Below are 14417 nucleotides of genomic sequence, written 5' to 3' on the forward strand. Positions count from 1 at the left end.
CCCGCCCAGCGCGGGCGTGCCCAATCTCGCCGGCGGTGTGCCCTCCGCCGAGTTCGTCACCCTGCAGCGCGGCGAGAGCCTCGTGGGACTGGCGAACCTCACCGCCGTGCTGGCCCTGGGGACCGAGCAGGGCGTGGTCAAGCGGGTCCAGCCCGAGTACCCGCTGAACCGCGACGACTGGGAGGTGATCACCCTGAAGCCGAAGGACCGCGTGGTGGGGCTCGCGGCCCCGTCCGAGTCCGACGACGTCGTCTTCATCACGCGCACCGCGCAGCTGCTGCGCTTCCCGGCGTCCGCCGTCCGCCCGCAGGGCCGCACCGCCGGCGGCATGGCGGGCATCAAGCTCGCACCGGGTGACGCGGTGCTGCACTTCGGGGCGCTGTCCCGGGGCGACGACGCCGCGGTGGTGGTCACGGTCACCGCTGCGGACGACACGCTGCCCGGCACCTCCGCGGGGTCGGCGAAGGTGACCGGTGCCGATGAGTACCCGGTGAAGGGTCGCGCCACCGCGGGCGTGCGTGCCCACCGTTTCCTCCGCGGCGAGGGGACACTGTCCCTGGCCTGGGCGGGGCACGGGCCCGCCCGTGCGGCGTCGGTCAACGGGGTGGCACGCGCACTTCCCGTGGAGCACGGGCGGCGGGACGGCTCCGGCGTCCCGCTCACCCAGCGGATCGACGCCGTGGGCCCTCACCCGGCGGGGCTCCCCGAGATGCGTCCCGCCCAGGCATCGTCGCCCGAGGGAGGGGTCGTCGATGCGGCGTCGCCCGGCGAGGGCCAGGACACGCTGCTGTAGGACCACCACCGACCGGCACGCGGGCGGCGGACGTCAGTCCGTGGGCGCGGAGAGCTCCAGGTCGAACACCACGGAGCGCTGCGTGGGGACGTAGCCCATCCGTTCGTAGAGGCCGAGGGCGCCCGAGGGGTTGTCGGTGTCCACGCCGAGGCCGGCGTTCTCCATGCCCGCGGCGCGGTAGCGTCTCATCGCCTCCGCGAGCAGGGCGGGCGCCAGTCCCCTGCCGCGCCAGCTGCGGCGCACGCCGAGCAGGTCCGTGTACCCCTCGCTGTGGCCGAGGAGCTCGCGGGAGGCGGGGTCGTGGCTCCCCAGCTGATAGGCCGCCACCTCGCCACGGGTGGCATCCAGGAGCGCCAGACTCCAGTCGTCGCGGATCTCCGGGTGGGTCACGGTGAACTGCCACGACTCCTGGTCGCGGGCCTCGCTCCCCCAGTGGTCCTGGAAGGCGTCGTTGTGGGCCAGGCGCACCAGTTCGACGATGTCCCCGCTCCCGGTGTGCGTGAAGTCCACGAGGTGCAGCCCGGGCGGGAAGGAGAGCTCCGGGATCGGCTGGTCGAGCGGCCTGGTCATCTCGGTGAAGTACCGCACGATCGAGCTCCCGCTCGCGGTCAGGAGCGCGAGGTGGGAGGGGTTGCGTTCCTCGACGTAGCTGCGGAGCACGCCGTCGGTGCGTCCCGCCTGCCGGAGCCTCGCGGTGGCACGCGCCGCCTGCCAGGCGAACAGGGCGCGGCCGATCCCCTGCCGGCGCCAGGCGGGGTCCACGGCTCCCGCGCCGTGGATGAGCGAGGACCCCCGGTTCATGGACACCCGGCCGTAGGCGCGCGGCACGCCGTCCGCGTCGAAACCCGCGAGCGTGTCCTTCCGCGCGTCGTTCTTGGACGCACGCAGCGCCTGCTCGAGATCCGCGCGCTGCTCCACCCAGTCCGGCTGGTCCTGCTCGGCGACGCGGTGCACGAGCGCGTGCCAGGAGTCGATGTCCGCGTAGCTCAGCGCCCGCCACCGCAGGCTCGCGGGCAGCGGCCCGGTCCCGGGACCCTGCTCGCCCGCGGCGTGACCGGCGGCGGAGGGCGCGGAGGCGGGTGGACCGGAGGCGGACGCACCGGCGTCGGACGACGGACCGGTGCCCGTTGCAGGGGAATCGCGCGTAGTCATGGAGCCAGCGTAGGGCAGGGCCTCCCACCCGGGTGCATCCCCCCGGGCCCGGCACGTCGTCCCGCGACACACCGTCCCACGGCGCACGTCCCGTCGGGGGGGCCTACCCGCATACGCCCTCGAGCGCCCGTGCGTCCGTGCCCAGGCGGACGACGCCGTCGCACTGTGCCGCCTCCTCCGCCTCGTGGGTCACGAGGAGCACGGCGGTGCTCCCGAGCCCCCGCCGGAGATCGGCGAGCAGGGAGCGCGCGCCGTCGGCGTCGAGGTGCGCGGTGGGCTCGTCCAGGAGGAGCACGCCGGAGCGGGTCAGGAGGGCGCGCGCCACCGCGAGTCGCTGCCGCTGGCCGCCGGAGAGCCGCGAGCCCCCCGGTCCCACCGGTGCGTCCATCCCGGCTCCCAGCCCCGCCACCAGCTCGGTCAGTCCCACCGCGTGCAGGGCCGCACGGAGCTCCTGATCGGTGGCCGCGTCACCCGCGGGCCGCGCGAGCTGGAGGTTGGAGCGGATGGTCGAGTCGAACAGGTGGCTCTCCTGCGGGCACCAGGCGATGCGCGGCACCTCCCCGGGGGTGGCGGGGCGGCCATCGATGCGCAGGACGCCGCGCTGCAGGGGCAGGAACCCGAGGAGCACCCCGAGCAGGGTGGACTTCCCGCTGCCGGAGGGACCCACGAGCGCGGTCCAGCGCCCCGGTCCCACCCGGAGATGCACCCCGGAGACCACCGGCCGGCCGGAGTCGTAGCCCACCGAGGCGTCCTCGAGGGCCACGCTCCGGGCGGGCTTGGGGGCCGGTCCGCGTGGGGCGTCCGTGCGAGGGTCCGGCAGCTCGTGCGACGGTGCCAGCCGGGGGCCGATGCGCCGGGTCACCGCCAGCAGCGGGCCCCAGTGCTGCACCGCGGAGGTCCCCGCGGTGAAGGGCTCGATCAGTGCCAGCTGCATCAGGGCGAGCAGGGCCACGAGCTCGGTGGGCAGACCCGTGGTGGTGAGCAGGATGCCCAGCGCGGCGGCACAGCAGGCGGCCACGACCAGCGCGGTGGAGGCTCCCGCAGCGGCGGCGGAGCGTCGGGCAGCCGTCGCCGCCCGGACGTCCAGGTGCCGCGTGGACCGCAGGGCTGCCCGGTGGGCGCCGTTGACCCGGAGATCGGGGGCGGCTCGGAGCAGACCCGTGACACGCTCCAGGGCGGCGGCCCGGACGTGGACGGCGGCGGCACCGGCGGCGTGCTCACGGACCGCCGCGGCGGGGGGTGCGAGGACCAGGCAGACGACGACGGCCAGCGCCTGCCAGCCGAGCGCCGCCGGGGGGAGGAGGGCCGTGGGGCCGGGGGCGGCGGCCCCCGGGAGGACGGCGGTGACGAAGGGCAGCAGCGCACGGGCGGAGAGGTCGCGGAGCTCGTCGATGTCGCCCACGAGCCGTTCGATCCCCCCGGACCCGCGTGCCACGCTCCGCCAGGCGTGGGCGGAGGAGAGCATGCCCGTCCACAGCCGCACCCTGGTGCGGTCCGCCCGGTGGAACACGGCGCGGTGCAGCTGGAGCCGCTCGGTGTAGCGCAGGAGCGAGCGGCCGATGCCGAAGAAGCGCACGCCCACGAACGCCGTGAGGAGGTACAGGATGGGTGGTTGCTGCGCCGAGCGGACGATCAACCAGCCACTGAGCGCGGTGGGCGCCACGGCGAAGGTCGCCGCGCCGACACCGAGGGCGGCAGCCGCGAGGAACCGCCGGTCCCACGGCCGCACGAGTGCCAGCACCTCGCGCACCCCGGCCCACCAGGCCGTGCCACGCCGCGTCCCCCCGGCGGACGCCGCCGGGACGTCCTCGTCCAGAGCGGTCCGCGCGGCGTGCACGGACGTCCCGGCCGTGGTGTCGGCCGTGGCAGCGGTGCCGACGGGTGCCGGGGGTCCGCCCATGAACCTCGCCCCAGACGACGCGCCGGTGACTCCGGGGACTCCGGCGGACCCGGCGGACCCGGTCCGCGCCGACCGGACCGCCTGCGCACCGTCACCCTCCGGGACCCGCGCGGGCGAGCCCCCCAGCCACACCTCGCCGGAGGCGAGGGCGGCGGTGGCGTCGTCGTGGGCGATCAGGAGCACCGTGAGGCCCGGGCGGCGGGCGGTGAGGGCGGCCCGGATGGCCGCGGACGCCCGCTCGTCCACGTGTGCGGTGGGTTCGTCCAGCAGCAGCAGGTGCACCGCGGGGTCCTGTGCTCGCAGCAGAGCCCGGGCGACGGCGACGCGCCGCAGCTCGCCGGGGCTCAGCTCATCGCTCCGGCGTCCTGCCAGCTGCGTCGCCCCCACCGCGGCGAGCTGCGCCGTGATCGCGGCCGACCCCGCGGGCAGACCCGAGTACAGGGCGAGCTCCTGGCGCACCGTACCCGCCAGCAGTTCGGGATGCTGCGGGACCCAGGCGATGGCGTCCGGTCCCGGTCCGGAGACCGTGCCGTCGAGCCGCAACCCCGCCGGCAGCGCCGCTCCCCCGGCGAGCGCCCGCATGAACGTGGTCTTCCCGGACCCGCTGGCACCCCGCAGCGCCGTGACCGTCCCGGGTGCGAGCGTGCAGCCGACGTCCTCGAACACCGGCGTCAGCGCGCCGTCGTACCGTGCCGTGAGCCGCTCGATGCGGACCTCACCGGCGGGACCGGTGGCCGGGGGTACTCCCCCACCGGAGGCACCGTGCCCGGCCGGTGGCGCGTCGATGACCGCCCGGACGCGCGCGCCGGCTTCCGTCCCGTCCTCGCTGGCGTGGTGGGCGGCACCGACGTCGCGCAGGGGGGCATAGCACTCGGGGGCGAGGATCAGCGCCAGGAGGGCGGCCTCGAGACCGAGCTCGCCGTGGATCAGCCGGACGCCCGCGAAGACGGCCACCACGGCCACGGAGATGGTGCTGATGAGTTCGAGGGCGAGGGAGGAGAGGAAGGCGGTGCGCAGCGTGGTCATCGTCCGCGCCGTGTAGCGCGCGGCGATGTCGTGCAGCGCGCGGGTCTGCTCCGCGGCACGCCCGAGTCCCACGAGGACGGGCAGCCCCCTGGCGAGTTCCAGCAGGTGGTCGGACAATCGTGCGAGAGCCGTGGCCGCCTCGCGGGTGCGCTCCTGCGTGTGCAGGCCGATCAGCGCCATGAAGACCGGCACCAAGGGCACGGTGAGGACGACGACCAGGGCGCTGATCCAGTCGGCGGCGAGGATCCGGGCGCCCACGACCAGGGGTACCACCGCGCAGGTGATCAGTGCGGGCAGGTACTGCGTGTAGTACGTGTCGAGACCGTCCAGTCCCCGGGTGAGCAGGACCGCCGCCCCCCCTGCCCGCTGCCGGCGGCCGATGACCGCCCGCCGTCGTCGAGCACGCGCACCAGTGCCGCCTCGCGGAGACGCTCCTTGACCCCGAGGGCCAGCCGGGCCGCTGCGGCCTCCTGCCCCCAGGCCGCGAGGGTCCGCAGGAGAGTGCCGAGGATGCCCGCCGTCAGGACGCCCCGCACATCCGGTGACCCGGCCGCGAGGGATGCGATGCCGACGGCGAGCGCCTGTGCCAGGAGCACCAGTCCGGCGGCGCGGGTGGCGGCGAGTACGCCGAGCACGTACACCGCCGCGGAGGATCCCGCGGGGCCCGCCGGACCCCCTGACCTCAGCACGGCGAATGGTGATGCGCGCCGCGGGGCCGGTACGGGGCTCGCCCCTGCCCCGGTCACAGCGCGGTGACCGCGTGGGCCGGCGGGATGCTGGCCTCGGAGACGCGCCTGCGGAACACCCAGTAGGTCCAGGCCTGGTACGCGAGGACCAACGGGACCCCGAAGCAGGCCACGATGCTCATGAGCCCCAGGGTGTACGGCGAGGAGGAGGCGTTCTGCACGGTGAGGTCGTAGGCCGCGTCCAGGGTGGAGGGCAGCACCACGGGGAAAACCGCCCCGAAGATCGAGGCGACGAGCGCGAGCATGCCGCCACCCAGCGCCGCGAAGGACCGCCCGTCGCGGCCGGCGACGGCGAAGCGGTGGGCGCACGCGAAGGCGGCCACCGCCACGACCACCAGCAACCACGTGACCGGGGCCCCGCTCCTGGTCTGCACCAGGAGCGCCCAGCCGAGGAACGGCAGCAGCGCCACGGGCAGGAGGCGGCGCACAAGCCGGTCGGCCTGCACCCGGACCGTCCCCTCGGTCTTGAGCGCCACGAAGGCCGCGGCGTGGACCAGGGAGAACAGGACGACGGCGGCCGCGCCGAGGAGCGCGGGGAGGGTGACCCAGGCGAAGGCTCCGCCCACGCGGTTGCCGGCGGCGTCGAGCGGCAGTCCCGTGGTGGTGAGCGCGAGCGCAGCACCGATACCGGCCGCGGCGGTGAAGGATCCGAGGGCGATGGCCCAGTCCCAGCGCCCACGCCACCGGGCGCTGTCCCGCTTCCCGCGCCACTCGAACGCCACGGCACGGAAGATCAGGCCGAGCAGCACGAGCAGGAACGGCAGGTAGAGCGCCGAGAGCAGTGAGGCGTACCAGAGCGGGAAGGCGGCGAAGGTGGCACCCACGGCGGTGATCAGCCACACCTCGTTGCCGTCCCACACCGGCCCCACCGTGTTGAGGAGCACACGGCGCTGGGTGTCGTCGCGGGCCATGAGCTTCATGAGCATGCCCACCCCGAGGTCGAATCCCTCGAGGAACAGGTAGCCGGCCCAGAGCACGGCGATCAGGACGAACCAGAGGGTGGGCAGCATGTCGGTCATCGACGGACCTTCCGGGGAGCGGGATTCGTGAGGTACGGGCAGGTGGCGGGGGGACGCCGGGCGGCAGGGGGCGCGTTCCGCCCGTCAGTAGGCGAAGGCGAGGACATCGCCGTCGTCCTTCCCGCCGTCGGATGCGTGGTCGCCCGCCCCGGCGAGTTCCGGCATGGCCGAGGCCACACCACCGCGCACATAGGTGACGAGGAGCCTCACCTCGACCACCAGGAGGACGGCGTAGACGGCGGTGAGGAGCACCAGCGAGGTCATCAGCTCGGCGAGGGACACACCCGGCGAGACGGCGGCGGCCGTGAACATGAACACGCCGTCCACCCCGGCGGGATCCGGGGTGGGGGCCACCACGAAGGGCCGACGACCCATCTCGGTGAAGATCCAGCCGGCGGCGTTGGCGGCGAACGGGGCGCCGATCCCGAGGACCGCCAGGCGCATGAGCCACCTGGATTCCGGCACGGTGCCCTTCCGCCGGACCCACAGGGCGGCGCCTGCTGCGGCGGCGGCGACGGCCCCGAAGCCGATCATCAGCCGGAAACCCCAGTAGGTCACCTCCATGACGGGCACGTAGTCGATGGCCATGCCGGCGCGCTCGCCGTACATCGGGTCGTCCGGCAGATGCGTGCCGTACTTCTCCTGGTACTCGGGCAGGAGCGTGTCCACGCCCTTGACCTCGGTGGTGAAGTCGCCGTTGGCCAGGAAGGAGAGCACGCCCGGCACCTCGATGACCGCCGTGATGTCGTCGCAGTTCCCGGACCCGAGGTCACCCACGGAGAGGATCGAGAATCCCGTGCCGTCGTGGCACGCCGCTTCCGCCGCCGCCATCTTCATGGGCTGCTGGTCGAACATGAGCTTGCCCTGCAGGTCACCGGTGATGCTGGTCCCGGCGAAGGCGATCATCGCCACCACGGCGCCGATCCGCGCCGAGCGCAGCCAGACGGAGTGATCGGCGGTGTCACGGGCACCGCGCCCACCACCGACCACGGCGCCGTCGGGACCCATCGTGTCGAGCCCGTCGCGGCGGCGCTTCCACAGGTGGAACCAGCTGATCCCGAGCAGGAAGGCCCCGGCCACGGCGAGGGCGCCGAAGACCGTGTGGGGGAAGGCGACGAGCGCGGTGTTGTTCGTGAACACCGCCCAGGCATCCACCATCACGGGCCGGCCGTCCACCAGTTCCACGCCCACGGGGTGCTGCATCCACGAGTTGGCCACGAGGATGAAGTAGGCGGAGAAGACGGACGCGCCCACCGCGGCCCACAGGCACAGGAGATGGACCAGCCTCGGCAGCCTCCCCCACCCGAAGATCCACAGGCCCAGGAAGGTGGACTCCACGAAAAAGGCCAGCAGTGCCTCCATGGCCAGGGGCGCTCCGAAGACGTCCCCCACGAACCTGCTGTACTCGCTCCACGCCATGCCGAACTGGAACTCCTGGACCAGTCCGGTGGCCACGCCCATGATGAAGTTGATGAGGAAGAGCTTGCCCCAGAACTTGGTCATCCTGAGGTACTCCGCCTTGCCCGTGCGGTGCCACCGGGTCTGCAGGGTGGCGACGACCAGGCCCAGGCCGATCGTGAGGGGAACCATGACGAAGTGGTAGACGGTGGTGATCCCGAACTGCCACCTGGCGATTTCCAAGGCTTCCATGGTGCCCTCCCGACAGTGCCGACCAGCGGCGCGCATCCGACTTCTACATTGCGTAGAAACGCTTCTTCTACACAGCGTAGAACAACTCGGGACCATTTTCTACACGGAGTAGAAGCTATCGTCCGAACGCGGTAGATTGGGGGTGCATCGCCTCACTGCTCCCATCACGGGAGCGGGTCCCGGTCCCAGGTGGGCCGGCGCCCGGTACGGATCGAAGGAAGAACAATGGCAACGCTCGGAGACCTCGAACGCACGGTGATGGACCTGCTGTGGGCCACGCCCGCCGCGTTGACCGCGAACGAACTACGCGACTCGATCGCAGCAGCACCCTCCGGCGAGACCGGTCGCGAACTCGCCGTGACCACGGTGTTGACGGTCCTGTCCCGCCTGGAGAAGAAGGGCCTCGTGGAGCGGGAGCGGAACAGCCGGCCGCACCGGTACCGTTCGGTGACCAGCCGCGAGGACCACACCGCGGAGCTGATGCACGAGGTGCTCGTGACCGCACCGGACCGTGAGGCCGTGCTGGCACGGTTCCTCGGCAGTGTGTCCGAGGCCGAGGCCGAGACCCTGCGCAAGCTGCTCGGCCGCAGCTGAACCGCACGTGTTCTGGGCCTCCTACGTCCTCGCGGCCCTGGCCGTGGTCCTCGCGTGGCCCGCACCGATAGCACTCTCGCGAGCGGCATGGCCCGCACGGGCCCCGTTCACGGCCATGGTGCTGTGGCAGTCGATCGCCCTCGCCGGTGGACTGTCCATGATCGGCGCCCTGCTCCTCTGGGGCCTCGAGCCCCTCGGTGAGAGCCTGACGGACGCCGTCCCCGCCTTCCTCGGCGTCCTGCTGAGGGACGATTCCGCCCAGGAACTCGGCGTGGTCCACGTGTTCGCGATCAGCGCGGCGAGCCTGCTGCTGGCCCATCTCCTCTTCACCCTCGCACTGACCTTCATGCGCATCCGACGCCAGCGCAACAGGCACCGCGACATGCTCGCCCTGCTGGGTTCGCCGGCCACGGACCAACCCTCCACACTGGTGATCAAGCACCCCAGCCCGGTGGCCTACTGCCTGCCGGGAGGTGCCCACTCGGTGACCGTGATGTCCGACGGCCTCATGGACCTCCTCACCCGTGCCGAGCTCGATGCCGTCCTCCGGCACGAGAACGCCCATCTCCACCAGCGGCACCACCTGCTGCTCTGGGCCTTCGCGGCCTGGAGGTCCGCACTGCCCTGGTTGCCGACCTCCCGGCTGGCGCAGGGCGCCGTGAGCGAACTCATCGAGATGCTCGCCGACGACGAGGCACTGCGGCGGGTGGACGAATCCACCCTGGTACGGGCGATCGCGATCGTGGGCTCCGGAGCCCTCCCCGACACCTCCGCGGACCCCCTCGACGACGCCGACGGTGCGGGCACGGGTGGTGCCCGCGTTCGTGCAGGGGTGTCGGGTGGCGGTCCGGCGGAGTCCGGGACCACCACCCATCGGCTCCGGAGACTGCTCACGCCGCTGCGACCGCTCAACCGGCTCCAGCAGACCGCCGCGCTCTCGGTGGCGGGGCTGCTGGTGGTGGTCCCGCCGGTGCTGCTCGTCGCCCCGGGCCTGATCCGCTGAGGCGCAGGCCGTCGGGCCTCCCGTCGCCGGGGTCCGGGAGCCGCCGGCCCCGACCGGGGTCCTTCCCGCCGTGCACCCGCCGCCGGTCAGGCGTCGATGCGCTCCCGGTCGAGGGACGCCGCACCGGCCACGATGAAGTCCTTCCGCGGCGCGACCTCGCTGCCCATGAGCAGGCTGAACACCCGTTCCGCGGACTCCGCCTCCTGGATGCGCACGCGCCGCAGGGTGCGGTGCCGCGGATCCATGGTAGTCTCCGCCAGCTGGTCGGCGTCCATCTCACCGAGCCCCTTGTACCGCTGGATCGGCTCCTTGTACCGCGCGCCCTTCTTCTCCAGCGCGGCCAGGACACGCGTCAGTTCGGCCTCCGAGTAGGTGTAGATCAGCTCGTTCGCCTTCGATCCGCCGGTGACGACCTCGACGCGGTGGAGCGGTGGCACCGCGGCGTAGACGCGCCCGGCGTCCACCAGCGGACGCATGTAGCGGAAGAACAGGGTCAGCAGCAGCGTGCGGATGTGCGCCCCGTCCACATCGGCGTCCGTCATCAGGATCACCTTGCCGTACCTCCTGGCGTCGAGCTGGAAGCTGCGACCGGACCCGGCACCCACCACCTGGATCAGGGAGGCGCACTCGACGTTGGAGAGCATGTCCCCCACCGAGGCCTTCTGCACGTTGAGGATCTTGCCGCGGATCGGCAGCAGCGCCTGGTAGTCGGAGGACCTGGCCAGCTTCGCCGTCCCGAGCGCGCTGTCACCCTCGACGATGAAGAGCTCGGAGCGTTCCTTGTCGTCGATCCGGCAGTCCGCGAGCTTGACCGGCATGGTGGAGGTCTCCAGCGCGTTCTTCCGGCGCTGGGTCTCCTTGTGCACGCGTGCCGAGATCCGCGACCGCATCTCCGCCACGACCTTCTCGAGGAGCAGGGCCGATTGCGCCTTGTCATTGCGCGCAGGGGAGGAGAGCCGGGCCTGGAGCTCCTTCTCCACCACGCGGGAGACGATCGCCTTGACCGCCGAGGTCCCCAGGATCTCCTTGGTCTGGCCCTCGAACTGGGGTTCCGCCAGGCGCACCGTCAGCACGGCGGTGAGCCCCGCGAAGACGTCGTCCTTCTCGATCTTCTCGCTGCCCGCCTTCAGCTTGCGCGCATTGGCCTCGATGACCTTCCGGAAGGTCTTCAGGAGCGCCTGCTCGAAGCCGCTCTGGTGCGTACCGCCCTTCGGGGTGGCGATGATGTTCACGTAGCTGCGGACGGTGGTCTCGTAGCCGATGCCCCAGCGCAGCGCGAGGTCCACCTCGCAGTCCCGTTCCACCTCGGCCATGCGGCTGTGACCGCGGTCGTCGAGAACCGGCACGGACTCCTTGAAGCGCCCGGAGCCCTGGAACCGCCACACGTCCGTCACGGCGGTGTCGGGGGCCAGGAAGTCCGCGTACTCGGAGATCCCGCCGTCGTGCTGGAAGACCTCCTCCACCGCCCCCGACTCCCCCGCCGTGCCCGGGAGCCTCCGCTCGTCCCGGAGGGTGATCCGGAGTCCCGGGACGAGGAACGAGGTCTGCCGCGCGCGGGTCTGCAGGTCCTGGTAGGAGAAGGCCGCGTCGGGGGTGAAGATCTGCCGGTCCGCCCAGTACCGGATGCGCGTCCCGGTGACACCGCGTTTCGCCGTGCCCACCACGTCGAGCCGTGAACCGTCGAGGAACGGCTCGAAGTCCGAGCCGGGCGACGGCGTCCGGGCATCCTTGACCGTGCCGGGCTCACCCCGGCGGAAGGACATGCCGTTCGTCTTCCCGCCCCGGTCCACCCGGACGTCGAGGCGGGCCGAGAGCGCGTTCACCACACTGGCACCCACACCGTGCAGACCCCCGGACGCCGTGTAGGAGCCGCCGCCGAACTTGCCTCCGGCGTGCAGCTTGGTGAACACCACCTCCACACCGCTCAGTCCCGTCTTCGGTTCGATGTCCACGGGGACACCGCGTCCGTCGTCGTGGATCTCCACGGAACCGTCCGCGTGCAGGATCACCGTGATGCTCTGCCCGAACCCCGCGAGCGCCTCGTCCACGGAGTTGTCGATGATCTCCCACAGGCAGTGCATCAGGCCCCGTGAGTCGGTGGACCCGATGTACATGCCCGGGCGCTTGCGCACCGCCTCGAGGCCCTCGAGGACCGAGAGGTGGCGAGCGGTGTAGTCCGAGCTGGGGGGTGTCACGATGCGCTGCTTTCCTTGGCGGGACGAGCCCGACGAGCACGGGCGGCGTGGAGGAGGATCGACGGGAGGGGTTCCCTGTGAGTTTATCGCCGCCCTACCCCGATCCGGAGACGGCGTCGCCGGGGCCCGGCGCACCACCGGTTGCGTGCGGGCGGTCGTAGCGTTCCTACGCCCCGAGCGAAAGCCCACCCAACCCGGGAAGGGCCCGCACCGAATGATGGTTATATGGGTACACGATCCACATGAGGAGGCATTCATGACCACTGCAGTAGCAACTCGCGAACTCACTGCCCTGGACCGCTGCGACCGATGCGGCGCACAGGCGTACGTCCGGGCGGTCCTTCAGTCCTCCGGTGGAGAGCTTCTCTTCTGCGGACACCACGCCCGCGCTGTCGAAGCCAACCTGAAGCCGCTCACATCCGAGTGGCAGGACGAGACGCAGCGGCTCCATCAGAAGCCGGCCGTCGTCGGCGACTGACCATCCCGGGCTCCGCCCACCACCATCGACCACGACACCGGCGCCCCGTGTACAGGCGCAGTCGCACGAAGAGCCCCTCCCACGATCGGGAGGGGCTCTTCGTCGTCGTAGGGACGTCCGGCGGACCGGTCAGTCCAGGTAGTCCCGCAGCACCTGGGAGCGTGAGGGGTGACGCAGCTTGGACATCGTCTTCGACTCGATCTGGCGGATGCGTTCGCGCGTCACGCCGTACACCTTGCCGATCTCGTCCAGGGTCTTCGGCTGGCCGTCGGTGAGACCGAAGCGCATGGCGACGACGCCGGCCTCACGCTCGGACAGGGTGTCGAGCACGGAGTGCAGCTGCTCCTGCAGGAGGGTGAAGCTCACGGCATCCGCCGGGACCACGGCCTCGGAGTCCTCGATCAGGTCGCCGAACTCGGAGTCGCCGTCCTCACCGAGGGGCGTGTGGAGGGAGATCGGCTCGCGACCGTACTTCTGCACCTCCACGACCTTCTCGGGCGTCATGTCCAGTTCGAGCGCCAGTTCCTCCGGCGTGGGTTCGCGCCCGAGGTCCTGGAGCATCTGACGCTGCACACGGGCCAGCTTGTTGATGACCTCGACCATGTGGACCGGGATGCGGATGGTCCGCGCCTGGTCCGCCATGGCCCGAGTGATGGCCTGGCGGATCCACCAGGTGGCGTAGGTCGAGAACTTGAAGCCCTTGGTGTAGTCGAACTTCTCCACCGCGCGGATGAGACCGAGGTTGCCCTCCTGGATCAGGTCCAGGAAGAGCATGCCGCGTCCGGTGTACCGCTTGGCGAGCGACACCACGAGGCGCAGGTTCGCCTCGAGCAGGTGGTTCTTGGCCCGCTTGCCGTCGTGGATCACGAAGTCGAGCTCGCGCCTGAGCTTCGGGTCCATCGTGGGGTCGGCCGCGATCTTCTCCTCGGCGAAGAGACCCGCCTCGATGCGCAGGGCCAGGTCCACCTCCTGCTCGGCGTTGAGCAGTGCCACCTTGCCGATCTGCTTCAGGTAGTCCTTGACCGGGTCCGCGGTCGCACCGGCCGACACGACCTGCTGGGCCGGTGCGTCGTCGTCGTCCGCGTCCGAGTAGACGAATCCGGTGGAGGTGCCGCTCTCGACGACCTCGGGCTTGGTGTCCTCGGTGTCGTTCGGCCCTGCGACCTCCGGCATCGCGTCGGGGGCGTCGAGGACATCCACGGAGCCCTGGGTCTCCGACGTGGACGCCTTCGCCGCGGACGAAGCGCTCTTCGCAGCCGGCTTCTTGGCCGCCGGCCGCCGCTTCGTAGTAGTGGTACCAGCGTCTGACGACGCCGGTGCTGCTGTCTTCTTGACCGACACGGAGTACCTTTCATACGGCGATGTGCGGTGCCGCCAGAAGGACAACACCACTATGACCCTGTCAAGTCCGTGCTGATTACCAGACGAGATGGACCGGGTCCGATCCCAGTGGAACGGTCCCGGTGGCCCTACTATTCCCCGCGGACCTCGGCCCTCACGGAATCGCTCGGCGACTCTCTGATGCACGGACCCGACCGGGTCTCGGCGTCCATTGTCTCATGACCGGCAGACGCGTCGTGAATCACCGGTGCCCGTCCGGACGGTCCGCGGTGCGTGGGTGCGCGTCCTCGGGACACCCCCCGCGTCACACCGCTCCGTCCCGGGCGGGCGCGGAGGGGGGGGTCCGGGCCGTGGCGCGGCATCGCCCCCACGCCGGCAGTCCGCCCCGGTGGAGGAGTTCCTGCAGCAGCCGCGCCAGACGGTAGCCGGGCACCTCCCGTTCGGCGGCGTCGAGGTACACCGACGCCCGGGATCCGCGTCCGCGCGCGTACTCGAACCAGCCGGACATGGTGAGTGCGGC

12 protein-coding genes are annotated in these 14417 nt (G+C 71.9%); 4 read left to right on the top strand and 8 right to left on the bottom strand.

Annotated features, from left to right (window positions below):
* On the top strand, positions 1-793 hold a 793-nt coding region (locus tag AC792_RS00960), incomplete at its 5' end, for a DNA gyrase C-terminal beta-propeller domain-containing protein (protein ID WP_326947490.1).
* A gap of 33 nt (positions 794-826) precedes the next feature.
* Here the strand turns inward: AC792_RS00960 and AC792_RS00965 are convergent.
* The 5 genes from AC792_RS00965 to AC792_RS00985 all read right to left on the bottom strand — a co-directional run bounded on the left by AC792_RS00965 (position 827) and on the right by AC792_RS00985 (position 8286).
* Positions 827-1945, bottom strand: coding sequence for a GNAT family N-acetyltransferase (locus tag AC792_RS00965; RefSeq protein WP_082177227.1), 1119 nt, complete (start codon positions 1943-1945; stop codon positions 827-829).
* A gap of 103 nt (positions 1946-2048) precedes the next feature.
* Positions 2049-5252, bottom strand: coding sequence for a thiol reductant ABC exporter subunit CydC (gene cydC, locus AC792_RS00970; protein ID WP_326947494.1), 3204 nt, complete (start codon positions 5250-5252; stop codon positions 2049-2051).
* Positions 5156-5560 (bottom strand): hypothetical protein, encoded by a 405-nt coding sequence (locus AC792_RS16705; protein ID WP_152915951.1) that lies wholly within the window; start codon positions 5558-5560, stop codon positions 5156-5158. Before AC792_RS16705 ends, cydC begins: the two co-directional genes overlap by 97 nt.
* Positions 5561-5613: 53 nt before the next feature.
* Complete coding sequence (gene cydB / locus AC792_RS00980; protein WP_049828732.1) at positions 5614-6636, bottom strand: cytochrome d ubiquinol oxidase subunit II; 1023 nt, start codon at positions 6634-6636, stop codon at positions 5614-5616.
* 84 nt (positions 6637-6720) lie between these two features.
* Positions 6721-8286 carry a cytochrome ubiquinol oxidase subunit I gene (locus AC792_RS00985; protein WP_049828733.1) on the bottom strand — a complete coding sequence of 522 codons (1566 nt, stop codon included), beginning with the start codon at positions 8284-8286 and terminating at the stop codon, positions 6721-6723.
* 225 nt (positions 8287-8511) lie between these two features.
* Here AC792_RS00985 and AC792_RS00990 point away from each other — a divergent pair, with 225 nt between their 5' ends.
* Together AC792_RS00990 and AC792_RS00995 are read left to right on the top strand one after the other, a co-directional pair.
* On the top strand, positions 8512-8880 hold the full coding sequence (locus AC792_RS00990; RefSeq protein ID WP_049828734.1) for a BlaI/MecI/CopY family transcriptional regulator: 369 nt from the start codon (positions 8512-8514) through the stop codon (positions 8878-8880).
* 7 nt (positions 8881-8887) lie between these two features.
* The gene (locus AC792_RS00995) at positions 8888-9883 is read left to right on the top strand and encodes a M56 family metallopeptidase (RefSeq protein ID WP_049828735.1); all 996 of its coding nucleotides are present in this window, start codon (positions 8888-8890) and stop codon (positions 9881-9883) included.
* A gap of 86 nt (positions 9884-9969) precedes the next feature.
* Here AC792_RS00995 and AC792_RS01000 read toward each other — a convergent pair whose 3' ends face one another.
* Positions 9970-12078, bottom strand: coding sequence for a DNA gyrase/topoisomerase IV subunit B (locus AC792_RS01000; protein WP_049828736.1), 2109 nt, complete (start codon positions 12076-12078; stop codon positions 9970-9972).
* A gap of 256 nt (positions 12079-12334) precedes the next feature.
* Between AC792_RS01000 and AC792_RS01005 the strand changes: the two genes are divergently transcribed.
* Complete coding sequence (locus tag AC792_RS01005; protein WP_049828737.1) at positions 12335-12556, top strand: DUF7455 domain-containing protein; 222 nt, start codon at positions 12335-12337, stop codon at positions 12554-12556.
* A 129-nt stretch (positions 12557-12685) separates the two neighbouring features.
* Here the strand turns inward: AC792_RS01005 and AC792_RS01010 are convergent, their stop codons facing one another.
* Positions 12686-13897 (bottom strand): RNA polymerase sigma factor, encoded by a 1212-nt coding sequence (locus AC792_RS01010; RefSeq protein WP_049828738.1) that lies wholly within the window; start codon positions 13895-13897, stop codon positions 12686-12688.
* 304 nt (positions 13898-14201) lie between these two features.
* The coding region (locus tag AC792_RS01015; RefSeq protein WP_152915952.1) for a DUF4192 family protein at positions 14202-14417 on the bottom strand (216 nt) is incomplete at its 5' end.

The organism is Arthrobacter sp. RIT-PI-e, assembly GCF_001187915.1.
In the GTDB taxonomy this organism is placed as follows: Bacteria; Actinomycetota; Actinomycetes; order Actinomycetales; family Micrococcaceae; genus Arthrobacter_D.

Bases quoted from the DNA above. Each gene is read 5' to 3' on its own strand.
- AC792_RS00990 (WP_049828734.1), top strand. From the start codon at position 8,512: ATGGCAACGCTCGGAGACCTCGAACGCACGGTGATGGACCTGCTGTGG.
- AC792_RS00985 (WP_049828733.1), bottom strand. From the start codon at position 8,286: ATGGAAGCCTTGGAAATCGCCAGGTGGCAGTTCGGGATCACCACCGTC.
- AC792_RS01005 (WP_049828737.1), top strand. From the start codon at position 12,335: ATGACCACTGCAGTAGCAACTCGCGAACTCACTGCCCTGGACCGCTGC.
- cydB (WP_049828732.1), bottom strand. From the start codon at position 6,636: ATGACCGACATGCTGCCCACCCTCTGGTTCGTCCTGATCGCCGTGCTC.
- AC792_RS00965 (WP_082177227.1), bottom strand. From the start codon at position 1,945: ATGACTACGCGCGATTCCCCTGCAACGGGCACCGGTCCGTCGTCCGAC.